Below are 15,128 nucleotides of genomic sequence, written 5' to 3'. Positions count from 1 at the left end.
CCCCTGCCGAGCTAAGCCTCCGGCAGATCGGGTTTACGCTTGGGCTCAATTTGAATCGTATCCTGTCCATGCGTAATTCCGCTGACCTCAATCCCTTTTTTCCTTAAGGACGATGTGATCAAGGCTTCATCCTGCTCAGGGAAAATATAGGAAGGCTGGGACTCTGTATGGTACAGCAATTGCTCTGCAGCCTGAAGCAGCTTCTCCATTGAAAATGGCTTGCGCAAAAACTTCTCAATATCCTTCTCGTAATAATTAAGCGGCGGCTCCAGCGCAGTCGATACGATGACCGGAGTGCGATAGAAGGTAGGGTGATCGTAGAGCTCGGCCATGAAATCCCAGCCGTTCTTCGAGCCCTCGAGATGAATATCCACGATGCAGAGACGCGGCGGGCTCTTGCGAATGCGATGCAGGGAGCCGATGCCTTCTTCCGCGGAACGCAAATGCACGATAGGGATCTCCAGCTTGCTGAGAGCAACCTGGATCAGCTTGGCCAAGTTATCATCGTCCTCGAGTACGATAATGCTGCCGTCGACCTCGGGGAACCGGTAGCTGTCCAGCTGAACGGTGAAGGTCGTACCTTCGCCCATCGCGGATTCGAAGGTGATGGAGCCGCCGTGCGCATCGACGATTTCCTTCACGATGGCAAGACCTAGGCCCGTGCCCCCGATTTGCCGGCGGTCCGAGTTATCCACCCGGTAAAATTTGGTGAATAACTTATCTTTTGCCTCATCCGGTATGCCGAGCCCGAAGTCAGTGATGTGCAGCTTGACCTGCCCGTCCTGCGCATCGATGAGAATGTTCACTTTATCGGCCTGAGGCGAATATTTGATCGCATTGCTGATTAAATTGTGCGCCACCTGCTTGAGCCGATCGGCATCGGCACGAACCCATGCTTCTTGGGCTGAAGACTCAATGACCACGGTGTGGCTCGGCTTTTCCTTCCACTGCTCCGCCACTTCCCTCACGATGCTGATCAGCTCAACGGGCGCAAAATGATACGCCTGCTTCCCGGATTCCATACGCTGCAGATCGAGGAAATCGTTAATCAAGTTCGACAAGCGATGGGCTTCCTTGTAAATGGTTTGCATATACTTGTGCTGCTTGTCCTGCGGCAATTGCCGGTGCAGCAGAATCTCGATGAATCCAAGCACGCTGGCCAGCGGTGTACGGAGCTCATGGGATACGATGCTGATGAATTCGTTTTTCATCTCATCGACCTTTTCCTCCTCGGTCCGGTCCCGGAACACGAACAGGTAGCCTCGTTCCTGTTGGTTTTTCTTGTCACCTACCTTGGTGGCGTACAGCTCGACATAGCGCTGCTGCTCCTCCTGATCCATGAAGGCGAACCGTTCGGTCAGCTTATCAAGCGTGCCGGTCAGCAGGTTATCCATAGCAAGGCGGACGGGTGACAAGGAAGGAATGATCTTCTCCATGTTTCGGGTAAGCTCGTTCCAATCCTCCCCGCCTTGATCGGCGATCGTAAAGTAGCTTTTCATCCGGTGGTTGGCGAAAAGCAGCTTACCTGAGGAATCGCACAGCATCATTCCCTCATTAGTAGACTCCAGGATGCTCTCTATCAAGTCGCGCTGCTCCTCGATCAAGGCTTTTTCCTGAAGAAGCTGTTCATTCAGCTGCTCCAGATACAATGATTGAAGATGACGGTCCTCATTCATCTGCTGAGCCAGGAAGGCGAGCCCGAACTGCCGCATCAGGCCTTTGCCCGTACGGTCCTGCTGCTCGGTGCGCGAGGACAAATAGCTGGTCAGCAGCAGGAAGCCGATCACTTCTTGTTTATCGTCGAACAAGGGGTGATATTGATCTATCGCATGGGTCATTCCCTGGTGCAGACCGGTCTCTTCCCGAGACAGCTCCCGCTTGCAGTCTATCTGCACTTTCTCCGTAAATACGCGTTGGGCCGGCCCGTACAGCTCCTGCTCGACCTGGGAAGGCAGCTGCGACGGATAACCTGCCGCATACAAAATGGTATAGGCAGAACGCTGTCCGGAAGAGGGAGGCTCCTCCGGAAGCGGGACAAGCGCATTGCCGGCTTTCTCTTTCACGACAAGGAGCGCCGCATCCATCTGAAGCGAGTTTAACAACGCCGGAATGGAGGCTTGCAGGAACTGGTTCATATTCAGCGAGCCGGACAGCTTCTCCTGGTAAGAGCTGATCGCTTCGAGCTCCAGCTCCCTCTGGGACAGCTTTTCCAAGGTCTGCTCCTGCTCCTCCTGCTGCGCGATGATCTCTTCATTCTGCGCTTCCAGACTCTCCGCCATATAGCGGTAGGTCTCCTCGCTTTTGCGCAGTGCGGCCTCGGCCCGGCGGGCCCGGTTGAAAATCACGGCGGAGAAGGCGCCGATTATGATAGCTACCGCCCCGCCGGCCGCTATGATGATCCGGGCGAGATGGCCCGCTCTTTGTGCATCATTGTAGGCATCCGTTCCGATCGCATCGATATCAGTCCGAATCTTCAGGTGCAGCTGCCGGAATCGGTCCATCAGCATTTTGCCGTTACCTAGACGCGCGCGCGCCTCCTCCACCCTGCCGGCCCGGACCAGCTCCACCTGCGAGCTGTAATGGTCCTGAAGCTTTTGGATTTGCGGAATAATGTCGCCTTCCATCAGGCTTTTCAAACCTGGATATTTTTTCTGGTATACGGCCATAAGCTCCAAGTCTTTGGCAAGCTGGGCTTTGCCTTGCTCATAGGGCTCCAGATACCTTTCATCGCTTGTCACTTCAAAGCCGCGTACACCGGTCTCCTGATTGATGACATCGCCTAAAATATTTTCGGCCAGTGCGGCCAAGGGAATCGCTTCCTGCACGACACTGTTGAGCTCGTCCTCCATGTTCGTGGAAGCGATATAGCTGGACACGCTGACAAGGGCCAGCAGGGCGACGATGAGTACGACGTAGAGCAAGGAAACGTTAGATCGGGTTACGTTCATGCATAAGCTCCTTACCTAAAAATAGAATGATGCTGTTCATTTGATTCGGTCCAAGCAAATATGAACTCTATAGTTGGCGTAGTCAAGCAGCCGGTCCAGAAACTCGTTAAGCTCGCCATGCGAAGCTACGAGCAGACGGAGCGAGTAGCAGCCATCACCGCTGATGCGGTAAGCCTCCTTGACATGGGGATGCTCCCGTACGAAGCTCTGGAACTGGGCATGGGAGCTCGTCATCTTCATGAACACGATAATGTGCGCCATAACCGTCAAGCCGAGCTTTTCATGATTCAGCGACACATGGACACCCTGGATCACTCCGGCATCCTCCAGTTTGCGGATCCGGAAGCCGACCGCCTGTCCGGTCAGATGAACATGCTCTCCGATTTCCTTGTGGGGCATTCGCGCATCGGCCAGCAAGCACTCCAATATTTTGATATCCGTTTCATCCAGCATGGGCTTCATCCTTTCCTGTCCAGGGGGCAGTTTTTTCATCGTGAAAATGGTTTGTGCGGAATCTTTTCATCAAGTCCTTCAGCCGTTTGGAGAAACGGTGCATACTGATGACAGATGCTTTCCGGGTCCAAGGGCTCGGGTAGGCAGGAGAGTAAACTGACAGGTCTAGGAGGAAACGGTAATGAAAGTTCAACTTCTTCGTCACGCAACGTTATTGGCAGATATTCACGGAAAACGGTTTTTGGTCGATCCTATGCTCTGCGATCAAGGGGTACAACCACCCGTAATGAATTCGACAAATAGTCGACAAAATCCTTTAGTTTCCATTGCCGTCACCCCTGAGTTATTACAATCGGTGAATGCCGTCATCGTGACCCATACTCATTTTGATCATTGGGACAAGGAAGCGGTGCGTCTTCTCGATAAGCAGCTGCCGGTGTTTTGCCAGCCGTCGGATGCGGAAGCCATAAGAGAAGCAGGTTTTACCGATGTGAAGCCGGTAGAGAGCGAGCTTAAGTGGGAAGGCATCCAGCTGTCACGAACAGGAGGGCGGCACGGGACAGGGGAGATCGGCGAACGGATGGGAAACGTATCGGGCTTTGTTCTGCAGGCTCCGGGCGAGCCTGTGCTGTATATAGCGGGAGATACCATCTATGTTCCGGAGGTGGAGGAAGCGTTGGACCGGCATCGTCCCGATGTCACGATTGTTAACGGGGGTGCGGCTCAATTTGCCCAAGGAGATCCGATCACGATGACCAAGGAGGATATTGCGCGCGTATGCCGCTATGCATCGGGGACTTGCGTGGTAGCCGTTCATATGGAGGCGATCAACCATTGCCTGGAGACGAGAGAGCAGCTAACCGATTATTTGCGGTCGGAGGGGCTGCTGCATCAAGTCAAGGTGCCCGGGGATGGAGAATCGATCGATTTTGGCTCTCGGTAAGCAGGTGAGGAGAGCGCAGCCTAAGAAAATACGGCAAGTTTCGCTGTAACTGATTGCCAGCCGACCTGTTGTACCTTACAATAACCATAGGAATATTATGTTAGGAAATCTATCATACAACTAACGCTTATGGGTTATTGGAGGGCAAGGAGAATGCTGAACGGAACAGGAGATTTGCGGGAACGGGAGCTGCGTTCTTTTTTTCAACCGATAGTATCGCTGCAAACACAAAGAATTATCGCTTACGAAGCGTTAGGGCGGAGGGTGGAGGGGAATCGGGTTCGAAGCTTAGGGGATTTTTTCCAAAACCCGAACATCAGCGACGAGCAGCATCTGCATGTAGACCGAATGCTGCGCGAGCAAGCCATTGCGGCCATAGCCCAATCGGATTCCAGCGCCATGCTGTTTCTGAATGTAAAGCCGTCCTGGATTTACCGTGTGTATAAGGAGAAGGGAGTATTGCCTACGCTAAAGCTCCTGCAAAAGCACGGGCTTGATCCTGCAAGGGTCGTCATTGAAGTGACGGAAGAGGAGTTCCACGGCAGGCTGGACGAATTATCCGCAATGATTCATGTATATCGGGACCATGGCTGCCTGATAGCCATTGATGATATCGGCAGCGGCTACAGCAACTATGACCGCATCGCTTCCATCCGGCCGAACATCTTGAAGATCGATCTGAAGCTGTTGAAGAAGAGCGCTATACATGACGGGTACAAGGCACTGTTGAATTCCTTCTCGATTCTTTCCTCCCAAATGGGCTCATCACTCCTGATAGAAGGGGTAGAGACCAAGCACGATCTGTACCATTCGTTGAAGGCGGGGGCCAGATATGTCCAAGGCTTCCTCTTCTCGGAGGCCCGGGAAGAGCTTCAGGATGAGCGCGCCTATGAGCCGTTTCTGAAAGAGGAAATCAGGCTGTATACCGAGCAGGAGGTCGCACGCTATCGTGCGCTGTTCTCGGTGCAGGAGGGCTTGAGCGAGCTTATTGCCCCGGATGCCCCTATCACCGGCTTTGCGGATGCGGATAGGATGATCGAAGGTCTGCTTCCGAGTGTGGGCTCTAATGTAGTGCGGATTTATATTTGCCGCGAGGACGGATGTCAGGTTTCCTCCAATTATTCGAGGGATAGCGGGGGCCAATGGAAAAGGGACGCCCAATATCAAGGTTCGAACTGGATATGGCGTCCTTATTTTATTCCGAATATGATGCGGCTGAACAATCAGCGGCAGGGCATGCTGTCGAGCGAATATACCGATCTGGATACGGCCCGGTTGATGCAGACCTACTCGTGTCCTGTTGGCGGCACGCATTATTTATTTCTCGATGTTCAGGTCTAGGAAGTCCGGTCGGGCGGCTAGAGCTCGACCCAATCATTGCGCAGTGCGAACAACTCCTTCAAATCCTCGGTGGACAGCTCCGTGATCCACTGCTCGCCGTTACCGACAATTTGCTGGCTCAGGCCCTGCTTCTTCTCAATCATTTCGTCGATGCGCTCCTCCAGCGTCCCGAGCGTGACGAACTTGTGCACCTGCACATGGCGGGTTTGCCCGATCCGGAAGGCACGGTCCGTCGCCTGATTCTCGACGGCAGGGTTCCACCAGCGGTCAAAGTGGAATACGTGATTGGCCGCTGTCAGATTAAGCCCCGTGCCGCCGGCTTTGAGCGAGAGCAGGAAGATGCCCGGCTGCTTGTCGCTCGGCAGCGATTCGTTCTGGAAGTCGGCAATCATGCGGTCACGCGCCGCTCTGGGCGTGCCGCCATGGAGGAACAGCACCTGGGAGCCGAGCTCCTGCTCCAGAATGCGCTGCAGCAGATGGCCCGTCTCCACGAACTGGGTGAAGATAAGGCATTTATCTCCTTCCTGGCGCAGCTCCTGAACCATTTCAAGCAGCCGCTCGACTTTGTTGGAGCGCTGCTGCCAGGGGGCGGCGGCCGGTTCTTTCAGCAGAAGGGAAGGATGGTTGCAGATTTGCTTCAGCTTCGTTAAAGCCGCCAGAATCAAGCCTCTCCGTTCCATAGCGCTCAGGCTGTCCAGCCGCTCGAACATATCCTTGATGTAGTTTTCATACAGCATGCCCTGCTCTGCCGTCAGCGAGACGAACGTTTTATACTCATGCTTATCCGGCAGATCGAGCTGAATAGCCGGGTCCTTCTTGACCCGCCGCAGCAGGAAGGGGCGGACCAGTCGCTGTACCTTGGATACGAGCTCGGGATCGTTCGTTCGCTCGATGGCGCCTACGTACCGGTGTGTGAACTCCCGCAGCGTTCCGAGATAGCCCGGATTGAGGAAGTCGAAGATCGACCACAGCTCAGTCAGGCGGTTCTCGATCGGGGTCCCTGTCAGAGCGATCCGGTGACGGCTCTTGAGGCCGCGGATCGAGGTCGCCTGCTTCGTATAGGCGTTCTTAATGTTTTGCGCCTCGTCGAGGCAGATCGAGCTCCATTCCAGCTGGGACAGCTCGGCTTCATCCAGATGAGACAAGGTATAGGTTGTCAGTACCAGGTCATAGCCTAGGCAGGCTTCCTTGAAGGCGTCGCCCTTTGCCCGGTTCGGGCCGTAATGCAGATGGATTTTGAGCTCGGGCGCGAACCGCTCGAGCTCCTTCTGCCAGTTGCCGAGCACGGAGGTCGGGCAAACCAGGAGCGACGGAGCGGTCTCAGTCCCTTGCTCCGCTTGGGCCGCAGCTTCCTGCTCCCGCAGGTGGAGCAAGTACGTGATCATTTGAATGGTTTTGCCGAGACCCATGTCATCGGCAAGGCAGCCGCCGAGACCGGCGCGCCGCAGGAACAGGAGCCAGGAGATTCCTTCGACCTGATAAGGCCGCAGTGTTCCGCGGAACGACGCAGGGGGCTCGACCAGCGGCGGGCGCTTGGCGTGGTTGAGCAGATCGACCATTTCCTGCAGCTGCTCGTTGAGCTCTACCTCCATTTGCAGGGAGCGCTGGAAGCCGAATTCTTCCTCTCCTTCGGAAGAGCCGAGCAGATGCAGCTCCAGCACATCGCGGAAGGATAACCCCTGCTTCTTCTGCACCTGCTTCATGACCTGCTCAAGCTGCAGGAGCTGGGCCGGGTCCAGTTGAATCCATTGGCCGCGGATTTGGACGAGCTTGCGGTTTTCCTCCAGGAGGGAGCGGAATTCCTCCTCCGTCAGCTCGATGTCGCCCAGGGCGATCTTCCAGTCGAACTGCATCAGCTGCTCGAGTCCGAACATCGCTTGCGGCCCGGTGCCGACCGACGATTTGATCTTCGCCTTGAGGCGCGGACGCCAGCGCCGAATGCGCTCCCACCAGGCGGGCAGGAAGACGGAGTAGCCCGCCTCCATCAGGCGCAGGCTGCCGGCGGTCAGCAGCTGCCAAGCCTCGTCCTGCGTGAGCTCGCTGCGCAGCGTGCCGGGCTCTTCACTGTTCTCGAGCCATGGCAGGATGCGCTGCCATTTGGCGATATCGCGCCCCGCGCGTTGAAGCTCAGGCTGCCAGGCAGCCGGGAGCTCCTCCAGCGCGGGTGCGGCCGGGCCGGGCGGCGGCGCGTCCGCGTCGCCCTTGGCAGCAGCTGCGAGGGCCCGGGAGTCCACCTCGCGCAGCAGAGTCTTGTCGGCGCGGTCCTGCAGGATGACGCGCAGAGGCCAGCTGCCGCTGCTCTTCTGCTGCGGCGGCTCGCTCAGCTGCAGGCACGTCCGAAACGGCGTGCCGTCGGTCTGCCAGCCGATGGAGACGAGCCAATCCTCCTCGTCCATCCACAGATCGGCCGGCAGCTTGCCTCGCTGCAGCAGAGGATACGTCGCCTCCAGCTGCCGGATGCTCTGGCGCAGCAGGCTGTCCTCCTCACCCCATTCGGGGATGAGGCGGTCCATCCATTGCTGCGCCAAAGGCGAAAACCCTTCAGCCGCCACGGAATCCGGCAGCTGAAGCTTCCAGCCGAGCTCGCCCGCCTTCCACTTCGCGAAGTCGGGCATGCAGCGCCCCTGCACGAGCGCCTCCTTCACGTGAGGCGCCAGCCGCATCAGCTCGCGCAGCTCGCTGCTCCAGTCCAGCTTCAGATGCTGGACTGCGCTCGGGCTGCAGAAGTAGTCCAGCGCCTCCAGCGCGGACAGTTGCAGCCCCTCTACGTTCATCGATTCCGTTACCTCGATGAATGTGCCGTAGAACGAAGGCTCGTGCCAGGCGAACAGCAGTCCCTTCAAATCATAGGCATCGCTCACGCCCCCATTGTACCGGGAGCCCCATAAGAAGAAGCAGCCCGGGGCTATCCATCTGGCATGAACCGTAATTGCAGATGTATCGATCATGGAATCCACTTCCCTTTCCGAAGCTCCTCTTGAAACGCTCTAAGGCGGGAATATCTCGTAGCCAGCCGGTACATGTATTCCTCCCATACAGTAAGCTTATCGAGCTTTTTGTAATAGGCATGCAGCTTTTTGAGCAGCTTAACGGCCATTTTATAGGCGTTCCGGTTCTTTTCCGCGATGCTTCGCTCCACCGCCTGATGATAAAGCGGAAGCAGAAGGGACGGATCATGGCTTTCCACTGTTTTTAAATCCAGCGCATACAAATTGAGCGGAGAGACACGGTTGGCGATCTGCAGATCGACCCAGGCCTTGAACCGGTGGGCCTTGAGCAAATAGGTCGTATAAAAGTAGTAGGTGCGCGGCAGCAGGGCGATCATCACGTCGACCCATTCCCCGTCATCGGGCTGCCGGTTGACCGCCTCCATCCAGTACGTGCAGAACGTCCGCAGCTCATCCTGCTGCGCCCTTTGCATGGAGGGCAGCATCCACCGAAGCCAGGCCAGCATCCGTTCCCACTCCTGATTCTCATAGCTGTGGTTCAGGTACAAGAAATAGTCGCGGGGCTCCCGCTTGCTCAGCTCCTCGAGCTGCGTCCGGGCCTGCTCGTCTTTTCCGTCCATAACTTCAAAATGCGCGGCCGCGATCAACAGGGCGTCCTTGCGCCGAGGCTGAAGACCTGTCTTGGAGGCGAGCAGCTTAAGCCGCTTCCTCTCTTTGGCGATCCGGTCCGGATCCTCTGTCAGCCGCCACCAAAGGCTGCGATAGCCCACCAGCCAATCCAATGGAGAGTCCTTGCCGCTGAGTGCGGCGTCGCCGAGGAAAGTCAATGTTTCATCTATAGCTTCACCATGCCGCTTAAGCAGGGAGGGAATGTCCAATTCAGGCAGCAGCTTCATGAGCTGCTCCATACACTGCTTGGCGACGGTTTTGCACCCGGTTTCGATATAGTAGGACATGTAGGAGGTCTTCGTCTCCGAGTAAAACTGCTCGATCTTGCGCATGACGAACAGCAGCACGTGCAGCTCATAGAGCGTCCGCAGCGAAGGCTCCCACGCGGCTGCAATCGGATGAAGCGTTTCTTGGGCTGTGGCAAAGAACTGCTCAATCGAATGCTGCTGGGAGAGAGAATAGCCGTAAAACTGCTGATCGAAGAAACGGTGCCAATAGGCAGGCAACTGTTGGGCCTCGGGCGGTTCCAGGCGCTCTTGCTTTTTCTCCGTTCTGGTCCCTGCAGCCGTTCGCGACAGCTGCTGGCGATTTTTGACCCGGATGGACTGCTTCAAGTGCTGCAGCAGCAGTTCCGGGCGTGCGAACGAAGCATATAATGTGAAGATAACCGCAGCCATGTGCTGGCAATACCCGTCGTCAGGACAGCTGCATTCGCTCTTCTCGAAGCGGTCGAGATCGAGAACGACCTCGCATGCCTGTGCATCGCGAACGAGGGCATGGATCTCTAATCCATGGACCAGCTCTACCTCGGATATGCGGCGTTTATGGAAATGCTCCCACCCTTGCTCCAGGGCAGAGAGATCGAAATCCTGCTGCATCCGTTCGATCAAAAAGTTCATTCGGTTTTTCGGGAGTTGCAGCTTCAACATAGGAAACGTTCCGCCTCCGAACTTGTTTGTATCCTTACAGTGTAACAGATTTTGGATACAAATGCTTTATTTCCGTGCGGTTGCATGAGAAGGAATTTTCAGGTTAAAATGCTTAGTAAGCATTTTCATTCCATTTTCAACCCGGAAGGACTGACGTTGCATGGGAATTAAATTTGCCCGTGAATATAATGACATTATTGACGACTTTACCCAAGCTTTACACAGCATCGACGAATGTTATTCTTTTTTGGAAATGACACCGGAGGATTGGAAAGAACTGGACGGCGAGGAGCAGCAGGAGTGCATCAAGACGCTGGCTGACGATCTGTTCTACGGTTTGGGTACGGAGCCCAAAATGCGCGTCGGCAGCTGCACGGTGAGCCATGACCGGGAAAAGCATGTGATTGTCGTTTACCATGAGGGCAAGCTGATCAGCGTGGTTTACCTGGTATAGCGGCTCGAGCGGACGGTTCAGGGGAAGGACGACTATGATGAAATCGATGAAGCTGACGGAGGAAGAGATCGTAACCAGGCTCGGGCAAGCGGACGGCTGGAGCAGGGAGGACGGCAAATGGATCGTCAAATCGTACCGGTTTCCGGCTTATATGGACGGGATTCAATTTGTTCAGGAGATCGCCCGGATATCGGAGCAGGAGCTGGATCACCATCCGTTCATTGCTGTCGATTACAAGCTGGTGCGGCTGCGTCTGACCTCCTGGCGGGCAGGAGGCTTGATGGACCTTGATTTCGAGGCGGCTTCGCGCTATGACGCCGTGTTCGAGCGATACGCCGATTTATAGCGGCTCAGCGGAGCCTTTCCAGACCATGCAGTGGAACGTTTCCATCCCGGTGGGAGTTCTCCGCTCGTAGGTATCGGTCTGCACAAACCCTGCTTTCTCATATACGCGGTAAGCGCGGATGTTCCAGATCAGCACCTCCAGGTCGATTTCGTTGGCAGGTGCTTTTTGCTTGGCTTCGGCGACGATGGTGCGTACGAATTCAACCCCGTACCCCTGTCCGCAAAACTCCGGGCGCATGCCTAGACCGAGCCGGGTCACGCCGACCAAAGGGAAGAATTGAGCGAAGCCCACCAGCAAGCCGTCGGAATCGACGACACCGCGGTACTGCTCCTCCCGAAGCGCCGCATCGGCGAATTCCTCCTGTTCCGCAACCATCAGCTCCCAGGACCGCCAGTTGTATACGTTATAAGGAACGGGATATTCCCACGTGCAAATATCGCGGCAATGATCTTCCGTTAAGGGGACGACACGAAATTGGGATGTCGTGTGCATGGCGCACTCATCTCCTTTTCCAAATAATTACCATACTCCATTGTACAGAGTGGGGGCTTTTTTGTCGACCTGCGGCTTTTCTTGATTATTTCCACATTTTGCTCCCCTGCCATTCCGTTGTATACTAGAAGAAAACATTTACCTTCAGCAAAGGAAGTGAACCTTCGATGCAGCATATCGTATCTCAGGGATGGTTGTTCGAGCATGGAACAGATGAGTTTGTCGTCATCATAGATTGTCGTTTCGTATTGGGAATGGGCAACGCGGAAGCAGGACGGAAGGCGTATGAGCAGGATCATATCCCCGGCGCCGTTTATATCGATTTGGAACAAGACCTGTCGGCCCCGATATCGGAGCACGGAGGGCGGCATCCGCTTCCGGATATGAACCGCTTTGCGCAAATTATGGGATCCGCCGGCATCAGCAGCGAATCGAAGGTTATCGTATACGACGACCAGGGCGGAGCCATGGCTTCCCGCTTATGGTGGATGCTCCAATATGCAGGACATACGCAAGTCTTTGTGTTAGACGGAGGATACTCCAAGTGGAAGGCCGCAGGCTACCCGGTAACCGACGAGCCGCCGGCTGTGCACGAGGCTGTATTCGTGCCCAAGCTGCAGAGCTCGATGCTGGTCAGCATGGAGGAAGTGAAGGAGCGCATAGGCCGTCCAGGGACGGTATTGGTCGATTCTCGTGAAGAGCGCCGATATCTTGGCCTGGAGGAACCGATTGATCCGGTGGCCGGACATATTCCTTCGGCAAAAAATTACTTCTGGAAGCAAAGCCTGAACGAACAGGGGAGCTGGAAGGATGCGGCGGCGCTTCGTGAGCAATTCGCACAATTGCAAAAGGCCGATGAGGTTATCGTGTACTGCGGGTCAGGCGTTACCGCTTGTCCTAACGTGCTGGCGATGAAGGAAGCGGGCTTGGCGAACGTGAAGCTGTATTCCGGCAGCTGGAGCGACTGGATCTCGTACAAGGACAATCCGATCGCGACAGTGGAAGAATAAGAGAGCGCATAACTGTTTATGCGCACAATGTAAGGGCTGCGGCAGGGGAAGGATGATACCCTGCAGCAGCCCTCTTTGGCTTGTTACAATGCCTATTCCCCTTGCTGAGAGGGGGAGTTAGCTTTTGGCGTACTGATTCATTTTGACAGTAGACTCCCTGACAATAAGCCGGGGCTCGAATTCTACCCGTTCATAGCCGGAGGTGTTCGGATATTGAATGCGTTTGAGCAATAGCTCCGCCGCGAGCCTTCCGACCTCGCTGCCCATGATGGAGACGGAGGTGATCTGCGGTGTCGTTACGGTCGCCCACAGATTGTTATCGATGCCCGCAATCGCCACATCCTCCGGCACTCGAACGCCAAGCTCCTTGAGCCGGTTCACGATACCGATGGCAACCATGTCATTCACCGCATAGATGGCGTCCGGCATATGCTTCAGGCTGTAAAAATAATTGGCCGCCTGCCGTCCCGTTTCAAAAGAGAAATCTTCGCCGAAATAGACAAGGGACGGATCCACGTGGTTAAGCGACTGCTCGTAAGCAAAATAGCGCTCCTCAATCTTTTGCTTCGGGGCACCTGCATAAGCGATTCGTGTCCGCCCTATCTGCAGTAAATGCTCCATCACCAGCTTGCCCTCCTGGCGGGCCATGCCGACAATATCCGCGTTGAGGTCCTCGCTCATTTTTTTGCCGTAGTTGATGACGGATACTGGGATCACGGCCTGATTTATCATGGGCTCGAGCTGTTTGGGATACGCCAGAGGCATAATGACAAGCCCGTCAACATGCAGCTTGTCCAGCTCCCTCAGCGTCTCCAGCTCCAGCATGGCATTCCCCAGCGTATTGATCTGCACGACTCTGTACCCGTGCTGCTTGGCCGCCTGCTCGACCGACCATGCAATATCCGGAATGATGGCATTCCGGATATCGGGGACCGCCAGCGCAATCTGGCGTGTTTGGCGTATTTTGAGGCTCTGGGCTGAAGTATTGGGCGTAAAGCCCATCTCTTCTACGACCTGCAATATTTTGGCCTTCGTCTTGGCGCTGATGCCTTTATGATTATTAAGCGCCCGGGACACGGTGGCGATCCCGACACCGGCTCTTTTGGCGACATCCTCGATCGTCAGCTTTTTGTTAATCGTCATACGAAGGAATGTTCCTTTCATTTCGGAATCGTTTCCGTATTGTTTCCGCGAGATGGGAGTTCTATTTTTATTATATCATAGCCTATCCTTCCTATAACGGGATTGTGGTCAAACCGCGGGATTATGACCCGTTTTTACGGCAAATAAGCAGATGGGCTCCCCGTTTTGTTATTTGACAGTTTGTCGAAACTGTGACATGATAGTTACCGGAAACGTTTCCTATTGTGCCTTTGTAAATGGGAAATCATATCATTTATTTCTTAATTCCTACAGGGAGATGACTAATATGCAAGCGTTAAGATGGCATGGTGTGAAGGACTTGCGCGTAGAGACGATCGATGAGCCTACCCCTAAGAAAGGGCAGGTCAAAATCAGAATCGAGGCGTGCGGAATATGCGGAAGCGATCTGCATGAATATGCTGCAGGTCCTATTTTTATTCCTGAGGGAACGCCCCATCCGCTTACGAATGAAAAAGCGCCTATCGTCATGGGCCATGAGTTTTCCGGACAAGTCGTTGAGGTCGGCGAAGGGGTGACCCGGTTCCGGGTTGGAGACCGTGTAGTGGTCGAGCCTGTGTTCTCATGCGGCACATGCGAATCCTGCAGACACGGCAAATACAATCTTTGCGACAAAATGGGCTTCCTGGGCCTGGCCGGGGGCGGAGGAGGCTTCTCGGAATATGTAGCGGCAGATGAGCATATGGTGCACAAAATTCCGGACAGTCTATCTTATGAGCAAGGCGCATTAGTTGAGCCTTCGGCTGTCGTCCTGTACGCCGTTCGCTCGAGCCAGCTGAAAGTAGGCGACCGCGCGGTTGTATTCGGGACGGGCCCGATCGGCTTGCTGCTGATCGAAGCTTTGAAGGCTTCCGGCGCATCGGAAATTTATGCGGTGGAGCTGTCCGAGGAGAGACGCAGCAAAGCGGCAGAGCTGGGAGCCATAGTCTTGAATCCGGCGGAAAAGGACGTTGTGTCGGAAATCCAGCGCCTTACTAACGGCGGAGCGGACGTATGCTTTGAAGTGACCGGCGTTCCGGCCGTATTGAACCAAGCCATTGCTTCGACAAAAATCAGCGGTCAAATTATGATCGTCAGCATTTTCGAGCGCGAGGCATCTATTCATCCTAACCAAATCGTGCTGAAAGAGCGCAATATTGCCGGGATCATCGGCTACCGTGATATTTTCCCTGCCGTCATAAGCTTGATGGAGCAAGGATATTTCCCCGCCGACAAGCTGGTAACCAAGCGGATTCCGCTTTCCGATATTGTGGAGGAAGGCTTCGAGACTCTCATCAAGGAGAAGAGTCAAATCAAAATTTTGGTTTCTCCAAAAAGCAAGTAATCCTGTGTTGTACCTGTAGCTGAGCCTAGCCAAGTGGAGGCGGCACAGCATAAGGAAGTCCGCACCCGGGCTCCCCTTGTTTCATGAAACATAGTCCCTTACCAATGAAT

The 15,128-nt window shown here is 55.0% G+C and carries 12 protein-coding genes; 6 read left to right on the top strand and 6 right to left on the bottom strand.

From position 1 onward, the window contains the following. Positions 1-11 precede the first annotated feature (11 nt). Together GGC63_RS14685 and GGC63_RS14680 are read right to left on the bottom strand one after the other, a co-directional pair. Positions 12-2,948, bottom strand: coding sequence for an ATP-binding protein (locus GGC63_RS14685; protein ID WP_192702956.1), 2,937 nt, complete (start codon positions 2,946-2,948; stop codon positions 12-14). A gap of 36 nt (positions 2,949-2,984) precedes the next feature. After that, positions 2,985-3,401: an Lrp/AsnC family transcriptional regulator gene (locus GGC63_RS14680; protein ID WP_225948222.1), complete on the bottom strand. Its 417-nt coding sequence runs from the start codon at positions 3,399-3,401 to the stop codon at positions 2,985-2,987. 181 nt (positions 3,402-3,582) lie between these two features. Here GGC63_RS14680 and GGC63_RS14675 point away from each other — a divergent pair, with 181 nt between their 5' ends. Next, positions 3,583-4,344: an MBL fold metallo-hydrolase gene (locus GGC63_RS14675; protein ID WP_192702954.1), complete on the top strand. Its 762-nt coding sequence runs from the start codon at positions 3,583-3,585 to the stop codon at positions 4,342-4,344. Between the two features lie 153 nt (positions 4,345-4,497). Further along, positions 4,498-5,685, top strand: coding sequence for an EAL domain-containing protein (locus GGC63_RS14670; RefSeq protein WP_192702953.1), 1,188 nt, complete (start codon positions 4,498-4,500; stop codon positions 5,683-5,685). Between the two features lie 17 nt (positions 5,686-5,702). Here GGC63_RS14670 and GGC63_RS14665 read toward each other — a convergent pair whose 3' ends face one another. Then, positions 5,703-8,633 carry a DEAD/DEAH box helicase gene (locus tag GGC63_RS14665; protein WP_192702952.1) on the bottom strand — a complete coding sequence of 977 codons (2,931 nt, stop codon included), beginning with the start codon at positions 8,631-8,633 and terminating at the stop codon, positions 5,703-5,705. Then, complete coding sequence (locus GGC63_RS14660; protein ID WP_192702951.1) at positions 8,630-10,231, bottom strand: SWIM zinc finger family protein; 1,602 nt, start codon at positions 10,229-10,231, stop codon at positions 8,630-8,632. The genes GGC63_RS14665 and GGC63_RS14660 overlap by 4 nt, the downstream gene beginning before the upstream one ends. 160 nt (positions 10,232-10,391) lie before the next feature. On the opposite strand from GGC63_RS14660, the gene GGC63_RS14655 reads away from it, so the two are divergent. Beyond that, on the top strand, positions 10,392-10,685 hold the full coding sequence (locus GGC63_RS14655; protein WP_192702950.1) for a hypothetical protein: 294 nt from the start codon (positions 10,392-10,394) through the stop codon (positions 10,683-10,685). Between the two features lie 46 nt (positions 10,686-10,731). After that, positions 10,732-11,031 carry a 4a-hydroxytetrahydrobiopterin dehydratase gene (locus GGC63_RS14650; protein WP_192703200.1) on the top strand — a complete coding sequence of 100 codons (300 nt, stop codon included), beginning with the start codon at positions 10,732-10,734 and terminating at the stop codon, positions 11,029-11,031. On the opposite strand, the gene GGC63_RS14645 is transcribed toward GGC63_RS14650, so the two are convergent. After that, positions 11,026-11,523: a GNAT family N-acetyltransferase gene (locus GGC63_RS14645; RefSeq protein WP_192702949.1), complete on the bottom strand. Its 498-nt coding sequence runs from the start codon at positions 11,521-11,523 to the stop codon at positions 11,026-11,028. The two genes, GGC63_RS14650 and GGC63_RS14645, sit on opposite strands and share 6 nt — an antisense overlap. Positions 11,524-11,690: 167 nt before the next feature. Here GGC63_RS14645 and GGC63_RS14640 point away from each other — a divergent pair, with 167 nt between their 5' ends. Then, the gene (locus tag GGC63_RS14640; protein ID WP_192702948.1) at positions 11,691-12,533 is read left to right on the top strand and encodes a sulfurtransferase; all 843 of its coding nucleotides are present in this window, start codon (positions 11,691-11,693) and stop codon (positions 12,531-12,533) included. Positions 12,534-12,650: 117 nt separating this feature from the next. On the opposite strand, the gene GGC63_RS14635 is transcribed toward GGC63_RS14640, so the two are convergent. Continuing rightward, positions 12,651-13,676, bottom strand: coding sequence for a LacI family DNA-binding transcriptional regulator (locus tag GGC63_RS14635; protein ID WP_192702947.1), 1,026 nt, complete (start codon positions 13,674-13,676; stop codon positions 12,651-12,653). Positions 13,677-13,962: 286 nt separating this feature from the next. Here GGC63_RS14635 and GGC63_RS14630 point away from each other — a divergent pair, with 286 nt between their 5' ends. Further along, the gene (locus GGC63_RS14630; protein WP_192702946.1) at positions 13,963-15,018 is read left to right on the top strand and encodes a 2,3-butanediol dehydrogenase; all 1,056 of its coding nucleotides are present in this window, start codon (positions 13,963-13,965) and stop codon (positions 15,016-15,018) included. Positions 15,019-15,128 lie beyond the last annotated feature (110 nt).

The sequence above is a fragment of the Paenibacillus sp. OAS669 genome, assembly GCF_014873645.1.
GTDB classification, from domain to species: Bacteria; Bacillota; Bacilli; order Paenibacillales; family NBRC-103111; genus Paenibacillus_S; species Paenibacillus_S vulneris.
Note: the sequence above shows the minus strand (reverse complement) of the source record. Positions and strands in the feature narration are given on the sequence as shown.

Excerpts from the sequence above, each read along its gene's own strand:
- GGC63_RS14680 (WP_225948222.1), bottom strand. The coding sequence starts at position 3,401 with ATGCTGGATGAAACGGATATCAAAATATTGGAGTGCTTGCTGGCCGAT.
- GGC63_RS14635 (WP_192702947.1), bottom strand. The coding sequence starts at position 13,676 with ATGACGATTAACAAAAAGCTGACGATCGAGGATGTCGCCAAAAGAGCC.
- GGC63_RS14655 (WP_192702950.1), top strand. The coding sequence starts at position 10,392 with ATGGGAATTAAATTTGCCCGTGAATATAATGACATTATTGACGACTTT.
- GGC63_RS14630 (WP_192702946.1), top strand. The coding sequence starts at position 13,963 with ATGCAAGCGTTAAGATGGCATGGTGTGAAGGACTTGCGCGTAGAGACG.
- GGC63_RS14645 (WP_192702949.1), bottom strand. The coding sequence starts at position 11,523 with ATGCACACGACATCCCAATTTCGTGTCGTCCCCTTAACGGAAGATCAT.
- GGC63_RS14650 (WP_192703200.1), top strand. The coding sequence starts at position 10,732 with ATGAAGCTGACGGAGGAAGAGATCGTAACCAGGCTCGGGCAAGCGGAC.
- GGC63_RS14640 (WP_192702948.1), top strand. The coding sequence starts at position 11,691 with ATGCAGCATATCGTATCTCAGGGATGGTTGTTCGAGCATGGAACAGAT.
- GGC63_RS14675 (WP_192702954.1), top strand. The coding sequence starts at position 3,583 with ATGAAAGTTCAACTTCTTCGTCACGCAACGTTATTGGCAGATATTCAC.
- GGC63_RS14670 (WP_192702953.1), top strand. The coding sequence starts at position 4,498 with ATGCTGAACGGAACAGGAGATTTGCGGGAACGGGAGCTGCGTTCTTTT.
- GGC63_RS14665 (WP_192702952.1), bottom strand. The coding sequence starts at position 8,633 with ATGATCGATACATCTGCAATTACGGTTCATGCCAGATGGATAGCCCCG.
- GGC63_RS14660 (WP_192702951.1), bottom strand. The coding sequence starts at position 10,231 with ATGTTGAAGCTGCAACTCCCGAAAAACCGAATGAACTTTTTGATCGAA.
- GGC63_RS14685 (WP_192702956.1), bottom strand. The coding sequence starts at position 2,948 with ATGAACGTAACCCGATCTAACGTTTCCTTGCTCTACGTCGTACTCATC.